Source organism: Microbacterium sp. (assembly GCF_047606385.1).
Lineage (GTDB): Bacteria > Actinomycetota > Actinomycetes > Actinomycetales > Microbacteriaceae > Microbacterium.
Map to the genome: position 1 here is coordinate 1 of NZ_JASGEL010000118.1, position 24223 is coordinate 24223.

Here is a 24223-nt window from a genome sequence, read left to right on the forward strand (position 1 = left end):
ACGCGCGCTTGAGGATCTCGATCTCCATCTCCAGCACCCGGTTGCGGCGCCGCAGCTCGACGAGCTCTTTGTGCTCATCGGCGGTGACACCGGCCTTGCGACCAGAGTCGATCGCGTCGCGGTTCATCCAGTTGCGGAGACAGGACTCGCTGATCCCGAGATCACGAGCGGTCTGACCGACAGGGTTGCCCTGCGCGACCAGATCGAGGGCTCGACGCCGGAACTCCGGCGGGTGGGCAGCAGGCATCTCACGGACTCCTTCCGAGACGATCATCGCCTCAACGTTGGTGTCCGGAAAAGCGGGTCAGGCTCCGGTGGCGACTTGTTGTGTCGGTACTGGGTGACGTCACCTGGCGGGAACCTCCTACCGGTGACTGGGTCACCTACTGTTTGTTCGACATCACTTCATTTTCCCTCATCCGTGTCTCCGCGCCCAGGCGACACGCGCCGAGCTGCCGATGGCACCGACTCTTCCCCTGCCGCTCCCACAACGCAGAACGTAGCTGGTCACCCATGGCCCATCGCGCTACACTTGTTTCGACTGCTTCGATTGTTTCGTTTAGGAGGATGGGCCGATGAGCGACATCGCAACGTTGGTGCCCGAGCCAGCCGACACCGAGTTGGCGGCCTCCGCCCTGCGCGGACTCGATGCCGCACTCGGCACGGAAGGTCCGGTGCGGCTGCACCTGGCCGGACAGACGGGAGAGGTGGAGGTGCCGCGGTCCGCGCTGGCTGCGCTGGCGCACGTGCTCGACAGCTTCGCGCACGGCGAGGGCGTGACCGTCCTGCCCTCCCAGGCAGAGCTGACCACCCAGCAGGCAGCTGACGCACTGAACGTCTCGCGCCCGTTCCTGATCGGACTGCTGGACGCCGGACAGATTGACTACCGCACAGTCGGCACCCACCGCCGTGTCAAGGCCGCGTCCCTGATCCGCTACCTGCGCGAGGACGACGCCCGCCGACAGGCGGCGGCTGACGCCCTGTCCGCGGAGACTCGCGAGCTCGGATTCGCCTGATGCCGGTCGTCGTCTACGACGCCAACGTGCTCTACCCCTCCACCCTGCGCGACGTGCTGATCCGGGTCGGGCTCGCCCGGCTGGTACAGCCGAAGTGGACGGATCGGATTCTCGACGAGGTGTTCCGCAACCTACGGGTAAACCGCTCCGATCTGGACCCGGCACGGCTGGATCGCACCCGCCGGCTGATGAACGACGCGATCCGCGACGTCGCGGTGACCGGCTATGAGCATCTGATCGACCAGCTCGACCTCCCCGATACGAACGACCGGCATGTGCTCGCCGCCGCAATCCACGCCGGCGCGGAAGTGATCGTCACCCGCAACCTGCGCGATTTCCCCACCGAGCGCCTGAGCGCCTGGGATGTGCAGGCGCAACACCCCGATGACTTCATCGCTGGACTACACCAGGACCACCCGGACGCGCTCAGCGGGATCGTCACGGCGATCGCCCACACCTGGGGCGATGGCGCGACGCCCAGTCACGTGCTCGATCGTCTCGCCGTCGATACACCGCGCAGCGCCGACCTCGTACGCGATGCACTCGGTGGCCACGGATAGAAGCGTCAATACCTTCACAGAATGCGAAGGTATCGACGGACGGGTCCTGCTCCCGGGCAACGCTCTCACCCAAGAGTTCTCCCGGCCCAAACCGCAGTCGTGCGTCTTGTCAGGCCAGGATCAGGACGGGACTTCGGCGCACTCGGATTCCTGCGCGACCCGCCGAGCACGGCGTTGGGCGACGACCTCCCGGATGCGAGCACGGATCAGCAGGATCACGGTGGTCGGCCCATTGAGGATCAGCTTGATCGAGTTCCACGCGCACAGCAGCACTACGAGGTTGAGCCAGCTGGGGCCGCCGGCCTCGATGGTGGTCACGCACCAGTGGGCGGCAAGCAGGTACGGGATCGCGAGGAGCATCGCGGGGATGCCCCAGCGAAGGCCTCTTCGGGTGCGGGTGGCGGCGATGAGGAGGTTGGTGGGCGCGTAGCTGAGGATGCCGTGGGTGCGGACGCTGGTCGCCCAGATGAGCCGGAACATGGGCATAGTCCTTCCAGGGGTTCGGCGACAAGAACCTGAAAGGACCGCCCTTAGCGTGCGGGGTGGTCATACCGTCGCGGGGAGCGACAGCGCCAATATAGAGGCCGCCTCGTTCTCCACTGTAGGACGGTGGCCTGACATCGGAAAGGGCACCGGGCTCACAGCGTGCGGCGGACCGGCTCCCGTTCCGGCCTGCGCTGCGGCTCCTCCCCCGCTCCCCGCGTTAGGCTGCGTGCCCGGTCGAGGGCGGCCTTGGCTCGCTGAGGCCGCCCGGCAGGCCAACCAGTTCCTCTCCGCAACCCCCGTCAGGAAGGACGTCAGCCGCCGCGACGGACCCCGCCTATGACCACCCAGAACCGACACTCCGACCCTCCGAACAGGGAGCCGGAGCAGCCCCCTGCCCGCAGATTGGTGCACCTCGCGGGCACCTTTTGGTCCACTCGGACAGCGTCGGCACCGAACACGAGTGGTCCACTTCACCGGCGGGCAGATCAGCCGGATCGGCCGAGTGGACCAGTCAGTGACCGCCCCCAGAAACGACGAAGCCCTGACGAAAGTTGCCTCTCACCAGGGCTTTTTGTCGGGATGACAGGATTTGAACCTGCGACCCCTTGACCCCCAGTCAAGTGCGCTACCAAGCTGCGCCACATCCCGTTGCCGCCCGCGAGCGGGCAACTCCCCCATCCTACCCGCTGGATACGGCGGCGGCGAACGCGGGCGGCGGTGTCCGGGGTCGCGCGTACTCTCTCCGCATGAGCGACATCGAGGTGCTCCCGGCCACCGCCGACCGCTTCAACGAGGTCGAGCACGCCCTCACCGGCGGTGGTGACGGTGCGAGCTGCCAGTGCCAATGGTGGAAGCTGACCTCGCGCGAGTTCGACAAGACCACCCGCGCACAGCGCGAAGGGATGCTGCGCACCGAAGTCGGCGCATCGCCCTCCCCCGGCCTCATCGCCCGCGTCGACGGCTCACCCGCCGGCTGGGTGCGCGTCGGCCCTCGCGTCGGCCAACCGCGGCTGGCCCGCACCCGCGCCTTCTCCTCGACCGCACGCGAGCCCTGGGACGACCCCGACGTCTGGGCCGTCACCTGCTTCTCGGTGCGGCGGGAGTTCCGCGGCCTCGGCGTGACGCCCGCGCTGCTCGACGGCGCGATCGAGTTCGCCCGCGCGAGCGGAGCCCGCATCCTCGAGGCGTACCCGATGGACCCGACCGTGAGGAGGATCCCAGTCAACGACCTGTACCTCGGTGTCCTCTCCGTGTTCCTGGCCGCCGGCTTCACCGAGGTCGGCCGCAGCCATCCGCATCGCGCCGTCGTCGCGCTCGATCTCGGGGACGATACCGTGAGCGGGTGAGCATCGCCGCCTTCGCCATCCGCACGCGCTGGTGGGGATTCGCCCCGTTCACGGCGGTCAGCGTGCTGCACGTCCTCGTTCTCGGGGCCGGTGCCGACGCCCTCGCCCAGCCGACGAAGCTGCTGCTCATGCCGCTCCTCGCGCTCGGCGTGCTGTGGGCCGGCAACGGCAGCGGGTGGGGCGCCCCGTTCACCCTGCTGTTCATCGCCCTCGCGTTCTCCTGGCTCGGCGACGGCGCGGCGACGTTCTTCCCGTTCGCACCGCCCCTGCCGCTGATGCTGGGCTGCTTCGCCGCAGCGCACCTGGCGTACATCGTGCTGTTCACGCGCCATCTCGCCCGCCAGCCGTTCCCCCGATGGTCGGCGGTCTACCTCCTGTGGTGGATGGCGATGCTCGTCGTCCTGGGCGCGGTGCTCATCCCGCAGCCGGGCGGCCTGGGCTGGCTCGTCGCCGTCGGCGCCTACGGCGTGCTGCTCGGGTTCACCGCCGCGTCCGCCGCCCGCGGCACGCCGGCGATCGCGAGCGGGGGCGTGCTCTTCCTGTGCTCCGACTCGATCCTCGCGTTCCGCGTGTTCCTCCCCGACGCGATGCCGGGCTGGACCGGCCCGCTCGTCATGCTCGCCTATTGCGCAGGGCAGGGTCTGCTCGCGGCCGGAGCGGTGATGGCGCTCGTGCACGGGAGGGGACGCCGATGACCGAGGCGGTGCGCGTGGACGCCTGGCTGTGGGCGATCCGCGTGTTCAAGACCCGCTCGGCGGCGACCACCGCATGCCGCGCGGGGCATGTACGAGTGAACGGCGAGCGCGCCAAGGCCGCGCAGCCGGTGCGCGTCGGCGACGAGCTGCGCGTGCGGATCGACGGGTTCGACCGCATCCTGGTCGCCCGGCAGCTGCTGACCAAACGCGTGGGGGCGCAGGTGGCGGCGCCGGCGTTCGAGGACCGGACGCCGCCGCGCGAGCCGGTCGCGCAGATCGCGATGCGCGACCGCGGCGCCGGCCGGCCGACGAAGCGCGAGCGCCGTGAGATCGACCGTCTCCGCGGACGGGACTGAGGCCCGCCGCGAACGGTCAGGCGACCTCGGTCAGCTCCGACCCCCGAGAACCGGCGAAGCTCCCGAGCGAGCCCCACGCCGCGGCGAGCGCCTCGACGCCCGCTTCGAGCTCCGACGGCGCGGCCGTGAACGGAACCCGGATGTAGCGCTCCAGCGAGCCGTCGCTGCTGAAGACCGGTCCGGCGCTGATCCGCAGCCCCTGCGCGCGTGACGCGAGCGCGAGCGCGGAGCTGACCGGCGCCCCCAGATGCACCCAGAACGACAGGCCGCCGTCGGCCGGCGGCACCCGCCACTCGGGCAGCCGCTCGGCGAGCAGGCGTCCCAGCAGGTCCCGTCCCCCGCGCAGGTGCCCGGTGCGGTGACGCAGGACGACGGACATGTCCGCGATCGCCTCCGTCGCGATGAGCTGCTCCAGCACGGGCACGCCCAGGTCCATGGACGGACGGCTCGCGATGATGCGGCTCAGATGACGCGCCTCCGCCCGCATCCACCCCAGCCGGAGCCCGCCCCAGACCGTCTTTCCGGTGGAGCCGAGCAGGATCACCGCCTCACGCTCGTCTTGCGTGGTCGCATAGCCGGCGAGGGATCCCGCGGCCCACCCCCGATCGATGTCCAGTTCAGCGGTCGTCTCGTCGGCGATGATCACGGTCCCGGCGCGAGCGGCGGCGGCGATGAGCCGACGCCGAAGATCGACCGGCATCGACTGGCCGGTCGGATTGTGGAAATCAGGGATCAGATAGGCCAGGCTCGGACGGACCCGCTCGAGCGTGTCGACGAGCTGGTCCTGATCCCAGCCGTCGCCGGTGACGACCGTTCCCACCATCCGCGCGCCCGTCGCACGCAGCGCCTCGACCGCATGCGGATAGGTCGGCGTCTCGGTCAGGACGCGATCCCCGGGTGCGAGGAGCGCCCGCGCGATGACCCCGATCGCGTGCTGCGCACCGTTGGTGACCACGATCTGATCCGGCTGGGTCGGCAGCCCGCGCTCGGTGTATCGGCGAGCGATCGCCTCTCGCAGAACCGGGAGCCCGACGTAGTCGACGCCGGAGCGCCACAGCTCGGCCGGAAGACGCTCGACGGCTCGCGCGACGTAGTCGGGAAGGCCCGGAACGGCCGGCGGCGTGGCCATGCTGAAGTTCACGAGCTCCGGCGCCTCTCCCGGCGCCGTCGCACGCGGCGGCGGAAGCTGGACCACGCTCCCCGATCCTCGCCGACTCCGGAGGTAGCCCTCCTCTCTCAGCCGCCCATAGGCCGCGACGATCGTCGTGCGACTGCTGTCGAGCCGATCGGCGAGCTCGCGTTCCGAGGGCAGCCGTGTGCCCGGCAGGATCCTCCCGTCGATGACCAGCAGACGGATCCGATCCGCGAGCGCACGGTATGCGGGTGCCGATCCGCGCCAGTCCCCCAGAAGCGTCGCCAGTTGCCGGGCCGTCATGATGCCGGATGTCGCCATGAGTCCAGCATACGTCGATTGGCCTCTTGTCTTCGACTATTTCTCGCGATTGGCTCTCTTCATAAGGATCGGCCGCGTCATATTGGACCGCACAAGAGAGGGATGCGACATGACCATCATCATTGGACTCATTGTGGCGGGACTTCTCGTCGTCGCCGGAGTCGTGGCGTCGGTCCTCGCGTTGATCCGCGGTGACCGCCTCTCGGTTCGCACCGACGCCTGCTACGACACGCGAACGCCCCACCTCCGTCGATGATCGCGTGGGGCGCGTCGGTCGCCGTCTTCGCGCTCGTGATGTCGATCACTCCGGGACCGAACAACGTGCTGCTCGCCTCGTCGGGCGTGCGATTCGGATTGCGCCGTTCGCTGCCTCAGCTGCTGGGGATCGTGCTCGGCGTCTCCGTCATGATCGCCGTGACGGCCTCGGGCCTGACCGCCGTCCTCACCGCCGCGCCATGGCTGCAGCTGCTGCTCAAGATCGGCGGCAGCGCCTATCTCCTCTGGCTCGCGTGGCGCCTGCTGCGCACGAGCGGCATCGCGGATGCCGTGATCGCGAGGCCTCTCGGCGTCTGGCGCTCGGCCGCGTTCCAGTTCGTCAACCCCAAGGCGTGGGCGATGACGGTAGGGCTCGTGTCCGGATTCCTCGCACCGGGGGCCGGCTACGCGACGTCGACGCTTGCGGCGATGGCGATCTTCGCCGCGGTGCAGGTCCCGTCCTGCGGCGTGTGGGCCGTCTTCGGGGCCGGGCTGCGCCGGTGGCTCTCGACGCCCCGCGCCCTGTCCATCGTCAACCGCGCACTTGCCGGCGCGACCGCAGCAACGGTCCTGCTGCTCTGGATATGAGAGGGTCCGCAGCGGTGGCGGTGCTCAGCCCAGCCGGTCGAGCAGCCAGCGTGCGCCGCGCGCCGACGCGCCGAGGTCTGAGACACGGTCGGCCAGGCCGCGATCGCTCGTGACGACGGTCACCTGTTCGCGCAGCTCGAGGGCGCGGGCGGCCTGCGCGCCGATCTCGTCGTCGCCCGAGCCCGTCGCGCGCACGACCTCGAGCCGTTCGGATGCCGGCTCCACGGCATCCCGCGCCTTTCCCTCCAGCACGACGACGACCCGGGGGAACCAGGTGTGCGCGGGCAGGCCGAGATCGGTGCCGGGCACTCCGCCCCAGCCTGTGAGCTTCTCGAGCAGCCGGGACGCCGCCCCGGCGCGGTCGTGCCACCAGCCGTCGGGCACCGCGCCGACGACATTGGCGGCATCCACGATCACCGTCGGACGAACCGGCAACAGCGCCCGTAGCCGTTCCCAGGCCGCCTCGAAGGCCGGATGCAACGGGTACGACGCCACCTCGTCCACCGGGACCCACGACAGCTCGACGCTCTCCGGGTCGCTGATCACCGGCTCGAACGGCGCCGTGACGTCGGCCACGACGGTCGAATACGCCCAGTAGCCCAGGTCGAGCACGCTCACCAGCCGGGGCCGCACCGCATCCGCGGGCACCCCGGCCTCCTCCGCCGCCTCGCGCAGCGCGCCGTCCACCCGCGACTCGTCTTCGTGCAGCGCCCCGCCGGGGAGTGCCCAGGTGCCGCCGAAGTGGCTCCAGTCCACGCGGTGCTGCAGCAGGACGCCGTGCGCGGCGTCGAACGCCAGCAGCCCCGCCGCGCCGAAACGACCCCAGTACCGGGTGCCGTCGGGGGCGACCACCCACGCGTCCCCCGGGTTGCGCGGTCCGTGCGGGCGTCGCGGCTCACCGGGTTCGGGGGGCTGGATCGTCACTCCCTCAGCCTGTCATACCCGGCCCGCGCCGCGGCTCGGTGAGTCGCGACGTTTCCTCAGCGCTGCCGGCGCTCGCGCACCCGCATGTTGGTGACGATGGGCGTGCCCTCGAAGCCGTACAGCTCGCGCAGCCGCCGCTGGATGAACCGGCGGTAGCCGGGGTCGAGGAAGCCCGTCGTGAACAGCACGAACGTCGGCGGCCGGGTGCCGGCCTGCGTCCCGAACAGGATCCGGGGCTGCTTGCCGCCGCGCACCGGGTGCGGGTGCTCCGCGACCAGCTCGGCCAGGAAGGCGTTGAACTTTCCAGTGGGGATGCGCTGATCCCACGACCGGAGCGCCGTCTCCAGCGCGGGCACGAGCTTGTCCAGGTGCCGGCCGGTGCGCGCCGAGATGTTCACCCGGGGCGCCCAGGCGACATGCGCGAGGTCCTGCTCGATCTCGCGCTCCAGGTACCGGCGGCGGTCGATGCCCTCCATGTCGTCGTCGTTCAGGCGGTCCCACTTGTTGAACGCCAGCACGAGCGCGCGGCCGGACTCGAGCACCATGTCGATGATGCGCACGTCCTGCTCGCTCAGCGGCTGCGAGACGTCGAGCACGACGACGGCGACCTCGGCCTTCTCGAGCGCGGCGGACGTGCGCAGCGACGCGTAGAAGTCGGCGCCCTGCTGCAGGTGCACCCGGCGGCGGATGCCGGCCGTGTCCACCAGCCGCCAGAGCTTGCCGCCGAGCTCCACGATCTCGTCCACCGGATCGCGGGTGGTGCCGGCCAGCTCGCCTACGACCACGCGCTCGGAGCCGGCCGCCTTGTTCAGCAGCGACGACTTGCCCACGTTCGGCCGGCCCAGGATCGCGACGCGACGGGGGCCGCCGATCTCGTGCGCGGCGACCGCCGACACCTCCGGCAGCACCTTCATGACCTCGTCGAGCAGATCCGCGACGCCGCGGCCGTGGATGGCGGAGACCGGATGCGGCTCCCCCAGGCCCAGGTTCCACAGCGCCGCCGCCTCGGGCTCCTGCCGGGAGTCGTCGATCTTGTTCGCCACCAGCAGCACGGGCTTGCCGCTGCGGCGCAGCAGCCGCACGACCTGCTCGTCGGTCGAGGTGGCGCCGACCATCGCGTCGACGACGAACAGCACGACGTCGGCGAGGTCGATGGCGATCTCGGCCTGCGCGGCGACCGACCTGTCGATGCCGCGGGCGTCGGGCTCCCAGCCGCCGGTGTCCACGAGCGAGAACCGGCGATCCATCCACTCGGCCTTGTAGGTCACCCGGTCGCGCGTGACCCCGGGCGTGTCCTCGACCACGGCCTCGCGGCGGCCCAGGATCCGGTTCACCAGCGCCGACTTGCCCACGTTCGGCCGGCCGACGATCGCGACCACCGGCAGCGCCGGCAGGTACTCGATGCCGTCGTCCTGGCCGGTGAGCCCCGCGAGGAGATCCGCATCGTCCTCGTCGAGCTCATAGTCGGCCAGTGAGGCGCGCAGCGCCTCCGCCCGCTGGTCGGCGAGCGTCTCGTCCAGCTCGGCGAGCTTCTCGGCGAGCTGGTCGGGGCCGCCCTCGTACTCGTCGTCAGCGCCCATGGGGCACCTCCTTCGCGATCGTCGCCAGCACGGCGTCCACCGTGCCGTCGAAGTCCAGGTCGGTCGAGTCGACGACCGTGACCCCCTCGGCGCCGGTCAGGAACTCGGACACGGTCGCGTCGGACGCGTCCCGGCGCGCGATCGACGCGGCGACGGACGCGGCGTCCTGCCCCGTCGTCTCGCCGTGGCGGCGGGCGGCGCGCACCGACTCGGACGCCGTCAGCAGCACGCGCACCGGCGCCTCGGGGAAGACGACCGTCGTGATGTCGCGGCCCTCGACGACCACGCCGCGCCGCGCCGACTCGGCGGTCAGGCGCCGGAACATGCCGTTCACGGTGTGCCGCACGATCGGGATGCGGGCCACCCCCGACACCGCGTCGGTCACACCGGGCTCACGGATGGCGCCGGTGACGTCATGCTCGCCGACGCGCACCCAGAAGTCGTCGGGGTCGAGCGAGATGCGGACGTCGAAGTCGCCGAGCGCATCGACGACGGCGCTCGCGTCGGACGTGTCGGCGCCGTGGGCGAGTGCGTGCCAGGCCAGGGCGCGGTAGACGGCACCGGTGTCGAGGTAGCCGTAGGCGCGGCGACGCGCGACCTCCTTCGACACCGAGGACTTCCCGCTGCCGGCGGGCCCGTCGATCGCGACGACCACGGGCTCGGCCGGGGCGCGGAACAGGCGCTCAGTCATTGGTGCTCGCGATCTTCCAGCCCCGCGCGGTCAGCCCCTCGATCGCGGGCTCGGCCGCGGCCGGGACCACGCTGATCTCGGCGAGACCGAACTGGGCGCCGGGCGAATGCTCCAGGCGCAGGTCCTCGACGTTGACGTCGAGCTCCCCCAGCTCGCCGAACAGGCGCCCGAGCTGTCCCGGCGCGTCGTCGACGAGCACGACGATCTGCTCGAACCGGCGGTTCTGGCCGTGCTTGCCGGGCAGGCGCTCGACGCCCTGGTTGCCACGGCGGATCGTGTCGGCGACCGCCCGGCGGGATCCCGGCGCGTCGGGGTCGCGGAGCGCGTCGGCGACACCGGCGAGGTCGGCGGCGAGCGCGTCGAGCACGTCGACGACCGGCACGGCGTTCGCGCCGAGGATCTGCACCCACAGCTCCGGGGCGGATGCCGCGATGCGCGTGGTGTCGCGCACGCCCTGGCCGGCGAGCCCCAGCGCGTTCTCGGGCGCGGTGACGAAACGGCCGGCCAGCAGGCTCGCGACCAGCTGCGGCACGTGCGAGACGAGGGCGACGGAGCGGTCGTGCTCCCCCGGCTCCATCTCGACGAGCGTGGCGCCGAGGTCGAGTGCGAGGCCCTCGACGCGGGCGAGGTCGGCGGCGCTGGTCTCCCCGTCCCGGCAGACGACCCATGGGCGCCCGACGAACAGGTCGGCGCGGGCGGCGATCGCGCCGCCGCGCTCGCGGCCGGCGAGCGGGTGCGAGCCGATGTAGCGGCGCAGGTCGGCGCCGCGCGCGCGCAGGGCGAGGTACGGCTGCAGCTTCACGCTCGCGACGTCGGTGACCACGGCATCCGGGAACCGGGCGAGCTCGCGTTCGACGACGTCGGCGACCACGTCGGGCGGCACGGCGACCACGACGAGGCCTGGGGTGTCGTCGTCACGGGCGGCGCGGCCGGCCCCGTAGTCGACGGCGAGGCTCAGCTGGGCGGGCGAGGTGTCGGCGAGCGCGACGTCGACGCCGAGCGAGGTCAGCGCGTGCCCGATGCTCGCCCCCAGCAGACCGGCGCCGACGACCCGCACCGTGCCCGAGGTGCGGGCAGCGCGCTCATGCGTGATCGTCGAGTGGCTCACTGGATCTCCTGGCCTGCGGGCGGCGGTTCCGCTCCCCGGCGCGCGAGGGTCAACAGCGCACCGACCTCCACTGTAGTCAACTCCCGCGCCCGGCCGGCAGGGAGCGTCCCCAGGTGCAGCGGCCCGAACCGGCGGCGCACGAGCTCCGTGACCGGATGGCCGACCTCCGCCAGCATCCGGCGCACGATGCGGTTGCGGCCCGAGTGCAGGGTGAGCTCCACCAGGCTGGACCCGGTCGAGGCGTCGAGCAGCCGCGCCCTGTCCGCGGCGATCGGGCCGTCGTCGAGGTCGACGCCCTTCGTCAGCCGTGCGATGGTCTGCGACGTGACCCGGCCCTCGACCTGCGCGATGTAGACCTTGGTCACGCCGAACGAGGGATGCGCCAGCACGTGGGCGAGCTCGCCGTCGTTGGTGAGCACGAGCAGGCCGCTGGTGTCGGCGTCGAGTCGTCCGACGTTGTAGAGGCGCTCGGCCCACTCCTTCGTGTAGCGGCGCAGGTCGGGCCGGCCGCGCTCGTCCTTCATGGTGCTGACCACGCCGGTGGGCTTGTTGAGCATGACGTAGCGCTTGGTCTGGTCCAGCTGCACGGCGGTGCCGTCGACGTCCACGAGGTCGCGGTCCGGATGGATGCGGCTGCCGAGCTCGGTGACGACCGTCCCGTTCACGCGCACCCGGCCGGCGACGATCATGTCCTCGGCGACCCGGCGGGAGGCCACCCCGGCGTTCGCGAGCACCTTCTGCAGCCGCACGCCCTCGGCGTCCGAGCCCGAGACCTCGTGCTGCTCGCCGTTCATCGGCGTCCCCCTCCATCTGCGCGCTGCCGTCCCCCGCGACCATGTCCCAGTTCGGCGCGGTATGAGCGCCGCTTTCCGCGCCAAACTGGGACATCAACCGCGCCGAAGTGGGACATCACGGCGGGGAGGCCCGGAGGGGATGCCGTCGCCGGCGTCATCGCACGAGCTCCTCGTCGAAGCCGTCGGCGCCGTCGTCGAGCAGCGGCGAGATGTGCGGCAGCTCCTCGATCGCGTTGATGCCGAGGTGGGTCAGGAGCGCGTCGGTGGTGCCGTAGCGGATCGCGCCGGTCTCGGCGTCCTGCCCCACCTCGGTGACCAGGCCCCGGGCGACGAGCGTGCGCACGACCGAGTCGACGTTGACGGCGCGGATGGAGGCGACCTGCCCGCGGGTCACCGGCTGCTTGTAGGCGATGACGGCGAGGGTCTCCAGCGCCGCCTGCGACAGCCGCGACGGCGTCTGGGCGCCGACGAACTCGGCGACGAGGTCGTCGTGCTCCTCGCGCACGTACAGGCGCCACCCGCCGCCGACCTCGCGCAGCTCGAAGCCGCGGCGCGGACCGCCGGTCTCGCCGTCGTAGTCGGCGACCAGTCCCTCGACGGCCTGCCGGACGGCGGGGACCGGCGCACCGACCGCGGCGGCCAGGCTCACCAGGCTCTGCGGCTCGTCGACGATGAGCAGGATCGCCTCGAGCCGGCGGGCGAGGACGGGGGTGTCAGTGGTCATAGTCGGCTCCGAGGGTGGCGAGGTTCTCGTCGGTCCAGCGCTGGGCGCTCCAGCGCAGCGTCAGATCGCCCAGCGGCTCGAGCTGCTCGAACGAGAGCGCATCGTGACGGTACAGCTCCAGGATCGACAGGAACCGCGCCACGACGATACCGGGCGCGGACACCCCGGCGACGAGCTCGCGGAAGCTCAGGGTGCCCCGCGCGCGCAGGAGCGTCACCACGATCGCGGCCTGCTCCCGGATGCTGACCAGCGGTGCGTGCAGGTGGTCGAGACCGACCTGCGGGATCTCCTTCGGCGCGAGGGCGAGCATCGCGAGCGCGGCGAAGTCGTCCGGGCTGAGCGTCCACACCAGCTCCGGCGCGCTGTGCCGGTACTTCTCCTCGAGCCGCACGCTGCGGGTGTGACGGCGGCCCTCCCGGTCGAGGCACCGGGCGAACCAGGCCGACACCTCCTTGAAGGCGCGGTACTGCAGCAGCCGGGCGAACAGCAGGTCGCGGGCCTCGAGGACTGCGACCGACTCGGCGTCCACCAGCTCGCCCTGCGGGAGGAGCCCGACGATCTTCATGTCGAGCAGGGTCGCGGCGACCACGAGGAACTCGGAGGCCTCGTCCATCTCGGCATCCGGGCCCAGGCTGCGCAGGTAGGCGATGAACTCGTCGGTCACCCGCGAGAGCGCGACCTCGGTGATGTCGAGCTCGTGGCGGGAGATGAGGGTCAGCAGCAGGTCGAACGGGCCGTCGAAGACGCCGAGCGAGACGCGGAACCCGTCCTCCGGGACCGTGGCCGCGGGCTCAGGCGACGGCACCACGCGCGACCAGCTCCCGCGCCAGCCGCAGGTATGCCTGGGCCGCGGCGTGCTCGGGCGCGAACTCCGTGATCGGCATGCCCGACACCGACGCGTCCGGGAACTTCACGGTGCGCCCGATGACCGTCTCCAGCACGTCGTCGCCGAACGCCTCCACGACCCGCTCGAGCACCTCGCGCGAGTGCAGGGTGCGAGGGTCGTACATCGTGGCGAGCACGCCGTCGAGCGTGATCGCGGGGTTCAGCCGGTCGCGCACCTTGTCGATCGTCTCGATCAGCAGGGCGACGCCGCGCAGCGCGAAGAACTCGCACTCCAGCGGGATGAGCACGCCGTGGCTCGCGGTGAGGGCGTTGACCGTCAGCAGCCCGAGCGAGGGCTGGCAGTCGATGAGGATGACGTCGTACTCGCCGGTCACGTGGCGCAGCACGCGCGAGAGGATCGTCTCGCGCGCGACCTCGTTGACCAGGTGCACCTCCGCGGCCGACAGATCGATGTTGGCCGGGATCACGTCGAGCCCGTCGACCGCGGTGTGGACGATCGCGTCGCGGGGGTCGCGCTTGGTGTCCAGCAGCAGGTCGTAGATCGTGGGGGTGTCGTGGGCCTGGATGCCGAGGCCGGCCGACAGCGCGCCCTGCGGGTCGAAGTCGACGGCGAGCACGCGCCTGCCGTACGAGGCGAGGGCGGCGGCGAGGTTGATGGTCGTCGTGGTCTTGCCCACGCCGCCCTTCTGGTTGCACAGCGCGATGATGCGGGCGGGACCGTGCGAGGACAGCTTCGGCGGGGTCGGGAACCCCTGGTACGGACGACCGGTGGGCCCCATCGGCGTCTCCGCCGTGGACGTGCCGCCCTTGCCCTTCGCTGTGCGCTCGGCCACCGTGCTCCTTCTCGGGTCGTTGCGCCAAGTCTAGCCAGCAGGTCGCCTGCGGCCCGGGAACGACGTGGCCCGCGGATCGCGATCGCTTGAGGTCTGCGGCGAGGCGTGTGAAGCTGTCAGGACGGTGATGGGGCCCGCCGGAGCGAGAACGCTCGAACCGCCGGACACGGCTGATGGCACCTGTGACGAGAGGAGTCACGGGTGCCTGCTGCCCAGATCACGACCGCGCCGTTCACGAGCATCCTCTTCCCGGAGGGGGCGCCGGACGAGTCCGCCGACGACGACGCGCTGCACGACCTGGCACTGGACCAGGTCTTCGCCCGTCTCGGTCCGGCGGCGCCGCGGGCGAGCGAGGCCTACCGGGTGCCGCTGCGGAGCGTCGCGGCCGTCGAGTACCGGCAGGACGTGTTCCGCCTGCTCGAGCAGGATGGCCCCCGCGCCCTCGTGACGGCCTTCCTCCGCGACGTCGAGCGATGCGATGCGCTCGAGGCCGCCGCCGCCCGCGCCTCCTATCCCTACGAGGCCGCCCTCCACCGGCTCGCCGCCGTCGCGCGCTACGTCGAGGCGGTCACCGGCCTCGGCGCCGGCCTCGACGAGGTGCACGACATCCGTGCCCGTTCGCGGGGCTGGGACGGACTCGCGCGGCACGTCGCCGCGCTGCGCGCGTCCGCGGCGTTCGGCCGCCTCCGCGACCACGCCGCCCGGCTGGCCGCGCAGGTCGCCGCACTGCGGTACAACGCGCTGGTGCGCGGCGGGCGGGTCACCGTCGCCGCCACCGACGACGAGCCGGATCTCACCGCGCAGGTGCTGTCGACCTTCGCGAGGTTCCGTCAAGGGGATGCCGAGGACTACCGCACCGACTATCGCCCGGCGACCCTGGACCACGTGCAGGCGCAGATGCTGGGCCTGGCAGCCGAGGTGCACCCGGACGTGTTCGCGGACCTGACGGATTTCGCCGCGCACAGCGAGGGATACCGGGACGGCGTCCTGATCAGGTTCGGCGAGGAGGTGCGGTTCTATCTCGCCTACCTGGGCTTCCTCGCGCCCCTGCGCGGCGCCGGCCTGCGGGTGTGCTACCCGCGGGTCAGCGCCGACCGGAAGGAGCTCGCCGTCACCGACGGCTGGGATCTGTCGCTGGCGGCGCGGCTGGTCGACGCCGGCCGGCCGGTGGTCCGCAACGATCTGCGGCTGGCCGGGCCGGAACGCATCCTGGTGATCTCCGGCCCGAACCAGGGCGGCAAGACCACGACGGCACGGCTGTTCGGGCAGCTGCATCACCTCGCCGCGATCGGCTGCCCGGTGCCGGCGCGCGACGCCCGCGTGTTCCTGTGCGACCGGGTCCTCACCGTGTTCGAGCGGGAGGAGCGGCTGGACTCGCTCGAGGGCCGGCTCGGGGCGGAGGTGCAGCGTCTGCGGCAGGTGTTCGACACCGCCACCGGCCGCAGCGTGATCGTGGTCAACGAGGCGTTCGCCTCGACCGCGCTGCAGGATGCGCGGATCCTGACACGCGACGTGCTGGAACGGATCAGCACGCTGGACGCGCTGGCGGCGTGCGTCACGTTCATCGACGAGCTGTCCCGCCTGAACGATCGGACCGTGAGCATGGTCAGCCTCGTGGACCCGGACGATCCGGCGGTCCGCACGTTCCGGGTCGAGCGCCGACCCGCCGACGGCCGGGCACATGCCCGCGCCCTCGCCGCCCGGCACGGGCTCACGGCAGAGCAGATCGCCGACCTGCTGCCCGGCATCCCGCGTCACGGTCGGCAGGACGCGTGATGCGAGCGCACCTGCTCAGCCCGGCGCACGACTTCGCCGTCGACGCGCCCGAGCCGCCCTTCAGCGACGACCTCGCCGCGGACCTGCAGCTGGACTACCTATGGGACGCGATGGCCGGCGGCGACGCCTTCCTGCGTGCCGTCGCCCGCGCCGGCCTGCTGCACCCCGTCCGCGACCTCGGCGAGATCCGGTACCGGCAGGAGGCGCTCGCCGACTGCGCCGCCGGTCGCGACGCCGTGCGAGAGCTCTACGACCTCGCCGTGGAAGCCGTCGAGCTCCCGCGCCACGGGTTCCTGATGCTGCGTGCCCACGGCCGGCCCGAGCTCGTCCTCGCCCGGGCGCTCCGGCTGCTCGCCGGGCTGGCCGACCTGCTCGATCGGTTCCGGCGTCGGTGCGCCGAGCTCACTCCGCTGTTCTCCTCCCGGGCCTTCCGCGGACTGTTCGCCACGATCGCGCACGAGCTCGACGACGAGCAGATGCGGCTGATCAGGCAGCGGATCGCCGAGCTGTCGTTCCGTCGGGGTCTGCTGATGAGCGCGGGGGTCGGCGTCCGCGGCGAGGTGACCCATCAGGTGCTGCGGCTGCCGAAGGAGGAGAACCGCGGCCTGTTCGACCGCACGCCGATGCGGCGACCGCGCTACTCGTTCACGCTCGCGCCCCGGGACGAGGCGGGCTTCGCGGCGCTCGGCGAGCTCCGCGACCGCAGCATCAACGACGTCGCCGACGCCGCGGCGCAGTCGGCCGATCATGTGCTGTCCTTCTTCGGCGCGCTGCGGGCCGAGCTCGGCTTCTTCCTCGCGAGCCTCAATCTGGCGGACGCGCTGGGCGCGCTCGGCGCGCCGATGTGCACGCCCGATCCCTCCGCCGAGGAGTCGACGCGGGCGTCGGGGCTGTACGACCCCTGTCTCGCGCTGCGGATGGGGCGGGCGCCGGTCGGCAACGACGTGGCGATGGGACGGAGCGGGCTGCTCGTGGTCACGGGCGCGAACCGTGGCGGCAAGTCGACGCTGCTGCGTGCCCTCGGGACGGCGCAGCTGATGGTGCAGGCCGGGATGCTCGCACCGGCGACGCGTTTCGACGCGCGCCCGGTCGGTGCCGTGTTCTCGCACTGGGCGCGGGAGGAGGACGGCGGTCTGCAGCACGGCAAGCTGGACGAGGAGCTCGACCGGATGGGCAGGATCGTCCGCACGATCCGGTCCGGCGACCTGCTGCTGTGCAACGAGTCCTTCGCGTCCACGAACGAGGCGGAGGGGTCTCAGATCCTGTGGGAGGTCACCTGCGCGCTCCGCGACGCGGGGGTGCAGGTGCGAAGCGTCACGCACCTCTACGAGTTCGCGCACGCCGTCGCGGCCGATGCCGGCCTGGACGCGGTCTTCCTGCGCGCGCCGCGGGCGGAGGACGGCAGGCGCTCGTTCCGGCTCGAGCCGGGCGGTCCGCTGCGCACGAGCTACGGCCTCGACCTCTACGATCAGACGTTCGGCACCGATCTCGCGGCCCAGGGATGAGGGGGCGGCGTGTCCGTCACGGCGGCGGCTGGCAGGAGGGATCGCGCTCTGGCAGAATGGTCGGGACGCCGGTGCGCGTCACGGCGGTGGGGCTCGCCGTACCCAACCTCGGATCTCCGACAACAGTCCCTACCGATCGGCGCGAGCGCGCCCGGAGGTAGGAGACGCGGATGGATCAGATTCCCGAGACCCGCGGCAGGAGCCGCATCGTCGTCGGTGTCGCTCCCGGCCAGCCCGCGGCCGTCGTCACGACCGCGGCCCGGTTCGCCGAGCGGTTCGACGCGGAGGTGGTCTGCGCCTTCGTGGATGCGGCCCGGTACCCCGTCGACGAGGACCCCGACGGCACGGTGATCGCCATGGGCATCGATCCCGATCTGGCGGACGAGGAGGTCGAGACCTTCGACCCCGTGCTGCGGGCGGAGATCTCCGGCGTGCTGGATGCACGCGGTCTCGCCTGGTCGGTCCGCGCGCTCGCCGGGGGCCCCGCGCGGGAGCTGTCCCGGCTCGCCGAGGAGCTCGACGCGGCGATGATCGTCGTCGGCACCAGGGACCGGGGCTTCCGCGGATCGTTCCACGAGTTCTTCAACGGATCGGTCGCCGTCCAGCTCGCTCACGGCCAGCATCGGCCGGTGGTGGTCGTGCCCCTCGACCCGGTCGGTCCGCACGAGACGCTTCCCTGGGACGCGGAGGAGGAACGATGACCGCTCGAACGCCCCTGGAGGTCACCGCGCTGCGGGCTCGCGGCATCCTGGACTCCCGGGGCTACCCGACCGTGGAGGTGACCGCCGTCCTCGGCGACGGCGCCCGGCTCGTGGCCGCGGCCCCGGCCGGGGCCTCGACCGGCGAGCACGAGGCCGTCGAGGTGCGCGACCACGGCCCCGAATACGGTGGTCGCGGGGTTCGTCGCGCGGTCCGGAACGTCGACGGCGAGATCGCCGCGCTCGTCACCGGGCGCGTGTGGGAGTCGATCGACGAGCTCGACGCGGCGCTGGGCGCGCTCGGCGGGACGCCGGGCTATTCGCGGCTGGGGGCGAACGCCGTCGTGGCGGTCTCGATCGCCGCGGCGCGCGGTTTCGCGCATGCGGCCGGCGCGGAGCTGCACGCGTGGATCGCCGGTCGGCTGGGAACCGCCGAGCGCCTCCCGGTCCCGCACTTCAACGTCCTCAACGGCGGCGCGCACGCGGTGAACGGCCTGGACTTCCAGGAGTTCATGATCGCTCCGGTCGACGCGGGCACCGAGGAGCACGCCGTCCAGGTCGGCGCGGAGGTGTACCACGCGCTGGCCGCCGTCGTGCGCGAGCGGTACGGGACCGCGGGGCTGGGCGACGAGGGCGGCTTCGCCCCGCCGATCTCCGACCCGCGCGTCGCCCTCGACCTGCTCCTGACCGCGATCGAGGCCGCCGGTCACACGCCCGGCGTCGACCGCGTGGCCATCGCCCTCGACCCGGCGGCGAACGGATTCCACCTGGGGAGCGGGCGCTACCGCATCGACGGACGCGAGCTCGACGACGAGGGCCTGACCGGCTACTACCGGGACCTGATCGAGCACTATCCGATCCGCAGCGTCGAGGACGGCTTCGCCGAGGACGACCCGCACGGGTGGGCCACGCAGGCCGCGGCGCTGCTCGGCCGGGTGCAGCTTGTCGGCGACGATCTGTACGTCACCGACCCGGCGCGCATCCGGGACGGCGCCGCGCACGGCTACACGGACGCCGTGCTGATCAAGCCGAACCAGATCGGCACCGTCTCCCAGACCTTCGACGCCATCCGCGCCGCGCGCGAGGCGGGGATGGCGTGCATGGTCTCACACCGTTCCGGTGAGACCGCCGACACGTTCATCGCCGATCTCGTCGTCGGCTCCGGCGTGGGCCAGCTCAAGTCGGGAGCCCCGGCACGCGGTGAGCGCGTCGCGAAGTACAACCGGCTCACCGAGATCGAGATCGACCACCCCGCTCTGCCCTACGGCCTCGCATGACCGAGCCGACGCCCCGGAGCGACGAGATCCCCGTGCTTCCGATCGATCCCGACGTCGAGGTCGCGCAGAGCGCCGGCGCGCCCCGCCCCGTCCATCTGCGGCCCGCCTACATCGCGGTCGTCTTCGCGGGCGGAGCCCTCGGCACGGCCGCACGGGAGGCGCTGAGCCTCGCGTTCCCGCCGGCCGACGGCATCCCCTTCGTCATCCTCGGCATCAACGTGGCAGGAGCCTTCCTGCTCGGGTTCCTCCTGGACGCGCTCGTGCGGCGCGGCCCCGACGAGGGCACCCGGCGGATGCTGCGGCTGCTGCTGGGCACGGGCGTCATGGGCGGCTTCACCACCTACAGCGCCCTCGCCGCCGATGCCGCCCGTCTCATCGGCTCCGGCTCCGCGCTCGCCGGGATCCTCTACGGCCTGGCGACCGTGCTCGTCGGCGCGGCGGCGACGTGGGCAGGCATCGCGCTCGCCGCGGCCACCCACCGGGCGAGCCGGAGGGCGGACCGATGACCGCGCTCGGGTTCCTGGCTCTCGCCCTCGCCGGGGGCCTCGGCGCCGTGTGCCGGCTGATGCTCGACGGCGTCATCCGCGCCCGCACCAGAGGCAGCCTGCCCCTGGGAACGATCGTCATCAATCTCAGCGGCTCCCTCGTCCTGGGGCTGCTCACCGGCCTGACGATGGCCGGCACGCTGCCCGACGACTGGCGGCTGATCGCGGGCACCGGCTTCCTCGGCGGCTACACGACGTTCTCGACCGCGAGCTTCGAGACCGTCCGGCTGCTGCAGGAGGGCAAGACGCTGGTCGGCGCGGTCAACGGGATCGGCGTGCTGGTCGCCACGACGGCGCTCGCCGGTGCCGGGCTGTGGCTGGGCGCATCGATATGAGCACGGAGGAGGGACGACGATGGGCACGCACGAGGAGCGTCGCATCCTGCTGGTCCGGCACGGTCGGACGGCGCTGAACGCGGAGGGCAGGCTGCGCGGGCGCGCGGATCCGCCGCTCGACGACGTCGGGATCGCGCAGGCCGAGGCGACGGCAGCGGCGCTGAGCGGGGTCGGGCTCGGCGAGGCGGTCTCCAGCCCGCTGCAGCGGGCGGTGCGCACCGCGCAGATCATCGCGGCGGCCAGCGCGGTGCCGCACCGCGTGGACGCGGCGTTCGACGACCGTGACTACGGGCCGTGGACCGGACAGGTGAAGGCGGACGTGGTGGCGCGATGGGGCGGGATCGACGCGGCCCCGGGCGTGGAACCGGAGGCGGACGTCCTGGAGCGCGCCCTGCGCGGGCTGGACGCGCTCGCGGACGCCGCCGACGCCGCACCCGTCGCCGTGGTCACGCATGACGCGGTCATCCGGCCGGTGCTCGCCCGCATCCGGCCGTGTGTGGACGCCGTCGTCGACACCGGCTCCTGGGCCGAGATCGCGCGGGAGGCGGGCGTCTGGCGCCTCGTGTCGTTCGACGACACCGCCGGCTCGTCCTCGTGACCGCGAGGCAGGGCAGACGCCCGGTTTCGCGGCGTCACCGGGCGCGGGGGTGCGCTCCGGCGTAGATGTCGCGCAGCGAGTCGACGCTGACGTGCGTGTAGATCTGCGTGGTCGCGACCGATGCGTGGCCCAGCAGCTCCTGCACGACGCGCACATCGGCGCCGCCCTGCAGCAGATGGGTGGCGAAGGAGTGCCGCAGGGTGTGCGGCGACACGTGCGCGGTGAGCCCGGCGGCATCCGCCGCCTGCTGCATCACGGCCCACGCGCTCTGCCGCGACAGCGGCGCGCCCCGCAGCCCCAGGAACAGCCGGGGCGTCCCCCGGCCGAGAACGGCCAGTGCCGGCCGCGCCCGGGCGAGATACGCGTCGACGGCGGCGCGCGCGTAGGAGCCGACGGGCACGATGCGCTCCTTCGACCCCTTGCCGCGCACGCGCAGCACGTCGCCGTGGGCGAGGTCGTCGACGTCGAGCTGCACGACCTCGCTCACCCGGGCGCCGGTGGCGTACAGCAGCTCGAGCAGCGCCCGGTCGCGCAGCCCGGCGACGTCGGCGACGGTATCGGTGCCGGGCGCCGGTCCCGCGGCGTCCAGCAGCCGCTCGACCTGATCGATCGTGAGGGCCTTCGGCAGCCGCCGGGGCAGCTTCGGCGGTCGCAGCTTCGCGGTCGGGTCGGACACCAGGAGGCCCTCGCCCACCAGGAAGCGGTGCAGGCCCCGCACCGACGACTGCAGCCGGGCGAGGCTGGACGCCGCGGGGGCGGGGTCGGCGCCCGCCCGCTCGGCGACGAACTCGGCGACGAGCTCGGCGGTGACGCCTGCGGCATCGTCCACGCCATGCTCCGCCAGCCAGGAGACGTAGCCGGCGAGGTCGCGCCGGTAGGCCGCGACGGTGTGATCGGCCAGGCCCCGCTCGATCGTGATGTGGCGCAGGTAGGCGTCCATCGCCCGATCGACGCGCACGCTCAGCCCTCGCGCCGGAGCCGTTCGGCCGCGGCCAGCACCCCGGCGGCGAGGATGCCGTTGCGCATGCGTCCGGCGAGCACGGCGTCGACGGCGTCCGCCAGCGGGACCCACTCCAGCCGGATGTCGGCCTCCTCGTCCTCGCGGGCGAAGGCCTCCCCCGCCGGGACCAGGTCACGCGCCAGGAACAGGTGCACGATCTCGTCGTTGCCGCCCGGCGTGGTGAAGATGCGCACGAGCGGCTCCCAGCGTCCCGCACGCAGGTCGGCCTCCTCCGCGAGCTCGCGCTTGGCGGTCTCCAGCGGCGGCTCGCCGGCCACGTCGAGGAGCCCGGCGGGCACCTCCCAGTCGCGATGGCGGATCGGATGCCGGTACTGCTGGATCAGCAGCACCCGCCCGGTCTCGTCGAGCGCGACGATCGCCGCCGCGCCGGGATGCGCCACGTACTGCCGGACGATCTCGCGGTCGCCGTAGCGGACGGTGTCGCTGCGCACGTCCCAGACCCGCCCCCGGTAGACGAGGTCGCTGCCGGTCACCTCGTACGAGACCGGCTCGTCCCGCAGCTCGGTCATCTCACTCGTTCTCGTCGTCGAACAGCTCGCTCGCGCGGTGGCGCACGAGCGCCGCCCCGACCAGGCCCCGGAACAGCGGGTGCGCGGCCGTCGGCCGCGACCGCAGCTCGGGGTGGGCCTGGGTGGCGATGTAGAACGGGTGCACGTCGCGGGGCAGCTCCACGAACTCGACCAGGTTGCGGTCGGGCGACAGTCCCGAGAACACGAGGCCGGCGGTGGCGAGGCGGTCGCGATACGCGTTGTTGACCTCGTACCGGTGACGATGGCGCTCGCTGATCAGCTCGGCGCCGTACATCTCGGCGGCCAGCGACCCGGCGTCCAGCCGCGCGGGGTAGAGGCCCAGCCGCATCGTGCCGCCGAGATCGCCGTGGTCGATGATGTCGACCTGCTCGGCCATCGTGGCGATGACCGGGAACTCCGTGTCCGGGTCGAACTCGCTGGAGGAGGCGCCGGGCAGGCCCGCGACGTCGCGCGCGTACTCCACGACCATGCACTGCAGCCCCAGACACAGGCCGAGCGTCGGGATGCCCTGCTCACGGGCGAAGCGCAGCGCTCCGAGCTTGCCCTCGATGCCGCGGATGCCGAAGCCGCCCGGCACGACGATGCCGTCGAGCTCCGCCAGCGCCGCGGCGGCACCCTCGGGCGTCTCGCAGGAGTCCGACGGGATCCACCGGATGTTCACGTGCGTCTCCTGCGCGAACCCGCCGGCCTTCAGCGCTTCGGTGACCGAGAGGTACGCATCGGGCAGGTCGATGTACTTGCCGACCAGGCCGATCGTGACCTCGTGCTTCGGGTTGTGCACCGCGCTGAGCACCCGCTGCCAGCGCGACCAGTCGACGTCCGCCGCCTTCTGCAGGCGCAGCGTCCGCACGATGTAGTCGTCCAGTCCCTGCTCGTGCAGCATCGTCGGGATGTCGTAGATGCTCGGCACGTCGACGGCGTTGACGACCGCGCGCTCGTCCACGTCGCACATGAGCGCGATCTTGCGCTTGTTCGAGTCGGTGACGGGCCGGTCGCTGCGCAGCACGAGGGCGTCGGGCTGGATGCCGATGGAGCGCAGCGCGGCGACCGAGTGCTGGGTGGGCTTGGTCTTCTGCTCGCCGGAGGCGCCCATGAACGGCACGAGCGACACGTGCACGAAGAAGACGTTGTCACGGCCGAGCTCGTGGCGGATCTGCCGCGCCGACTCGATGAACGGCTGCGACTCGATGTCGCCGACGGTGCCGCCGATCTCGGTGATGATGACGTCCGGCTTGGGCGACTCGCCCGACTGCAGCCGCATGCGTCGCTTGATCTCGTCGGTGATGTGCGGGATGACCTGCACGGTGTCGCCGAGGTACTCGCCGCGGCGTTCCCGGGCGATGACCTGCGAGTAGATCTGCCCGGTGGTGACGTTCGCGGCCTGGCTCAGCTCGATGTCGAGGAAGCGCTCGTAGTGGCCGATGTCGAGGTCGGTCTCGGCGCCGTCGTCGGTGACGAACACCTCGCCGTGCTGGAACGGGTTCATCGTCCCCGGGTCGACGTTCAGGTACGGGTCGAGCTTCTGCATCACCACGCGCAGCCCGCGGGCGGTGAGGAGGTTGCCCAGGCTCGCCGCGGTCAAGCCCTTCCCCAACGAGGAGACGACACCGCCGGTCACGAAGATGTGGCGCGTGGTGTCGTCGGGAATGCTGCCGTGGGTACCTGATCCGGGAGAGTGCATCA

27 protein-coding genes, 1 tRNA gene and 1 riboswitch are annotated in these 24223 nt (G+C 72.2%); of the genes, 13 read left to right on the plus strand and 15 right to left on the minus strand.

Translation table 11 applies throughout. The annotated features are described in order from the left end of the window. A partial coding sequence (locus QM626_RS11700) for a transposase (RefSeq protein ID WP_415077125.1) occupies positions 1-247 on the minus strand: 247 nt, incomplete at its 3' end. Positions 248-575: 328 nt separating this feature from the next. Between QM626_RS11700 and QM626_RS11705 the strand changes: the two genes are divergently transcribed. Together QM626_RS11705 and QM626_RS11710 are read left to right on the plus strand one after the other, a co-directional pair. After that, on the plus strand, positions 576-1016 hold the full coding sequence (locus tag QM626_RS11705; RefSeq protein WP_415077126.1) for a helix-turn-helix domain-containing protein: 441 nt from the start codon (positions 576-578) through the stop codon (positions 1014-1016). Next, entirely contained in the window at positions 1016-1576 is a 561-nt protein-coding gene (locus tag QM626_RS11710) for a PIN domain-containing protein (RefSeq protein WP_415077127.1), read from the plus strand. Before QM626_RS11705 ends, QM626_RS11710 begins: the two co-directional genes overlap by 1 nt. Before the next feature lie 120 nt (positions 1577-1696). Here the strand turns inward: QM626_RS11710 and QM626_RS11715 are convergent, their stop codons facing one another. Together QM626_RS11715 and QM626_RS11720 are read right to left on the minus strand one after the other, a co-directional pair. Beyond that, on the minus strand, positions 1697-2056 hold the full coding sequence (locus tag QM626_RS11715; RefSeq protein WP_415077128.1) for a sulfate permease: 360 nt from the start codon (positions 2054-2056) through the stop codon (positions 1697-1699). Between the two features lie 580 nt (positions 2057-2636). Next, positions 2637-2710, minus strand: a tRNA-Pro gene (locus QM626_RS11720). A gap of 98 nt (positions 2711-2808) precedes the next feature. On the opposite strand from QM626_RS11720, the gene QM626_RS11725 reads away from it, so the two are divergent. The 3 genes from QM626_RS11725 to QM626_RS11735 are packed head-to-tail and all read left to right on the plus strand — an operon-like array spanning position 2809 to position 4459. Beyond that, on the plus strand, positions 2809-3408 hold the full coding sequence (locus tag QM626_RS11725; protein ID WP_415077129.1) for a GNAT family N-acetyltransferase: 600 nt from the start codon (positions 2809-2811) through the stop codon (positions 3406-3408). Beyond that, positions 3405-4103, plus strand: a complete 699-nt coding sequence (locus QM626_RS11730) for a lysoplasmalogenase family protein (protein WP_415077130.1) — start codon at positions 3405-3407, stop codon at positions 4101-4103. Before QM626_RS11725 ends, QM626_RS11730 begins: the two co-directional genes overlap by 4 nt. Beyond that, positions 4100-4459: an RNA-binding S4 domain-containing protein gene (locus QM626_RS11735; protein WP_415077131.1), complete on the plus strand. Its 360-nt coding sequence runs from the start codon at positions 4100-4102 to the stop codon at positions 4457-4459. The genes QM626_RS11730 and QM626_RS11735 overlap by 4 nt, the downstream gene beginning before the upstream one ends. 16 nt (positions 4460-4475) lie before the next feature. On the opposite strand, the gene QM626_RS11740 is transcribed toward QM626_RS11735, so the two are convergent. Next, positions 4476-5912: a PLP-dependent aminotransferase family protein gene (locus QM626_RS11740; protein WP_415077132.1), complete on the minus strand. Its 1437-nt coding sequence runs from the start codon at positions 5910-5912 to the stop codon at positions 4476-4478. Between the two features lie 252 nt (positions 5913-6164). Between QM626_RS11740 and QM626_RS11745 the strand changes: the two genes are divergently transcribed. Continuing rightward, positions 6165-6755: a LysE family translocator gene (locus QM626_RS11745; RefSeq protein WP_415077133.1), complete on the plus strand. Its 591-nt coding sequence runs from the start codon at positions 6165-6167 to the stop codon at positions 6753-6755. A 24-nt stretch (positions 6756-6779) separates the two neighbouring features. On the opposite strand, the gene QM626_RS11750 is transcribed toward QM626_RS11745, so the two are convergent. The 8 genes from QM626_RS11750 to QM626_RS11785 all read right to left on the minus strand — a co-directional run bounded on the left by QM626_RS11750 (position 6780) and on the right by QM626_RS11785 (position 14201). Then, on the minus strand, positions 6780-7679 hold the full coding sequence (locus tag QM626_RS11750) for an NUDIX domain-containing protein (RefSeq protein ID WP_415077134.1): 900 nt from the start codon (positions 7677-7679) through the stop codon (positions 6780-6782). Positions 7680-7735: 56 nt separating this feature from the next. Continuing rightward, positions 7736-9259 carry a ribosome biogenesis GTPase Der gene (der, locus tag QM626_RS11755; protein WP_415077135.1) on the minus strand — a complete coding sequence of 508 codons (1524 nt, stop codon included), beginning with the start codon at positions 9257-9259 and terminating at the stop codon, positions 7736-7738. Beyond that, the gene (cmk, locus tag QM626_RS11760) at positions 9249-9950 is read right to left on the minus strand and encodes a (d)CMP kinase (protein ID WP_415077136.1); all 702 of its coding nucleotides are present in this window, start codon (positions 9948-9950) and stop codon (positions 9249-9251) included. Before cmk ends, der begins: the two co-directional genes overlap by 11 nt. Then, complete coding sequence (locus QM626_RS11765; RefSeq protein ID WP_415077137.1) at positions 9943-11058, minus strand: prephenate dehydrogenase; 1116 nt, start codon at positions 11056-11058, stop codon at positions 9943-9945. The genes cmk and QM626_RS11765 overlap by 8 nt, the downstream gene beginning before the upstream one ends. Next, positions 11055-11852 carry a pseudouridine synthase gene (locus QM626_RS11770; RefSeq protein WP_415077138.1) on the minus strand — a complete coding sequence of 266 codons (798 nt, stop codon included), beginning with the start codon at positions 11850-11852 and terminating at the stop codon, positions 11055-11057. The genes QM626_RS11765 and QM626_RS11770 overlap by 4 nt, the downstream gene beginning before the upstream one ends. A 154-nt stretch (positions 11853-12006) precedes the next feature. Further along, entirely contained in the window at positions 12007-12576 is a 570-nt protein-coding gene (gene scpB / locus QM626_RS11775) for an SMC-Scp complex subunit ScpB (protein WP_415077139.1), read from the minus strand. After that, complete coding sequence (locus QM626_RS11780) at positions 12566-13384, minus strand: segregation and condensation protein A (RefSeq protein WP_415077140.1); 819 nt, start codon at positions 13382-13384, stop codon at positions 12566-12568. Before QM626_RS11780 ends, scpB begins: the two co-directional genes overlap by 11 nt. Continuing rightward, positions 13368-14201, minus strand: a complete 834-nt coding sequence (locus tag QM626_RS11785; protein ID WP_415077156.1) for a ParA family protein — start codon at positions 14199-14201, stop codon at positions 13368-13370. Before QM626_RS11785 ends, QM626_RS11780 begins: the two co-directional genes overlap by 17 nt. A 168-nt stretch (positions 14202-14369) precedes the next feature. Further along, a riboswitch (Fluoride riboswitch) is annotated at positions 14370-14445 on the plus strand. Between the two features lie 11 nt (positions 14446-14456). Between QM626_RS11785 and QM626_RS11790 the strand changes: the two genes are divergently transcribed. The 7 genes from QM626_RS11790 (at position 14457) to QM626_RS11820 (ending at position 20989) form a co-directional block, all read left to right on the plus strand. Further along, positions 14457-16031 (plus strand): MutS-related protein, encoded by a 1575-nt coding sequence (locus tag QM626_RS11790; RefSeq protein ID WP_415077141.1) that lies wholly within the window; start codon positions 14457-14459, stop codon positions 16029-16031. Further along, positions 16031-17536 (plus strand): MutS-related protein, encoded by a 1506-nt coding sequence (locus QM626_RS11795; protein ID WP_415077142.1) that lies wholly within the window; start codon positions 16031-16033, stop codon positions 17534-17536. Before QM626_RS11790 ends, QM626_RS11795 begins: the two co-directional genes overlap by 1 nt. Before the next feature lie 170 nt (positions 17537-17706). Then, a complete protein-coding gene (locus tag QM626_RS11800) occupies positions 17707-18237 on the plus strand; it encodes a universal stress protein (RefSeq protein ID WP_415077143.1) in 531 nt (176 codons plus the stop codon). Further along, the gene (gene eno / locus QM626_RS11805; RefSeq protein WP_415077144.1) at positions 18234-19511 is read left to right on the plus strand and encodes a phosphopyruvate hydratase; all 1278 of its coding nucleotides are present in this window, start codon (positions 18234-18236) and stop codon (positions 19509-19511) included. Before QM626_RS11800 ends, eno begins: the two co-directional genes overlap by 4 nt. Continuing rightward, the gene (locus QM626_RS11810; protein WP_415077145.1) at positions 19508-20017 is read left to right on the plus strand and encodes a fluoride efflux transporter FluC; all 510 of its coding nucleotides are present in this window, start codon (positions 19508-19510) and stop codon (positions 20015-20017) included. The genes eno and QM626_RS11810 overlap by 4 nt, the downstream gene beginning before the upstream one ends. After that, positions 20014-20391 (plus strand): fluoride efflux transporter CrcB, encoded by a 378-nt coding sequence (crcB, locus tag QM626_RS11815; RefSeq protein ID WP_415077146.1) that lies wholly within the window; start codon positions 20014-20016, stop codon positions 20389-20391. Before QM626_RS11810 ends, crcB begins: the two co-directional genes overlap by 4 nt. 19 nt (positions 20392-20410) lie before the next feature. Then, on the plus strand, positions 20411-20989 hold the full coding sequence (locus tag QM626_RS11820) for a histidine phosphatase family protein (RefSeq protein ID WP_415077147.1): 579 nt from the start codon (positions 20411-20413) through the stop codon (positions 20987-20989). A gap of 34 nt (positions 20990-21023) precedes the next feature. On the opposite strand, the gene xerD is transcribed toward QM626_RS11820, so the two are convergent. From xerD to QM626_RS11835, 3 genes are read right to left on the minus strand one after another with little or no spacing between them, the layout of a single operon-like run. Then, complete coding sequence (gene xerD, locus QM626_RS11825; protein WP_415077148.1) at positions 21024-21947, minus strand: site-specific tyrosine recombinase XerD; 924 nt, start codon at positions 21945-21947, stop codon at positions 21024-21026. Positions 21948-21949: 2 nt separating this feature from the next. Further along, on the minus strand, positions 21950-22519 hold the full coding sequence (locus tag QM626_RS11830; RefSeq protein WP_415077149.1) for an NUDIX domain-containing protein: 570 nt from the start codon (positions 22517-22519) through the stop codon (positions 21950-21952). A 1-nt stretch (position 22520) separates the two neighbouring features. Then, a complete protein-coding gene (locus QM626_RS11835) occupies positions 22521-24221 on the minus strand; it encodes a CTP synthase (protein ID WP_415077157.1) in 1701 nt (566 codons plus the stop codon). Positions 24222-24223 lie beyond the last annotated feature (2 nt).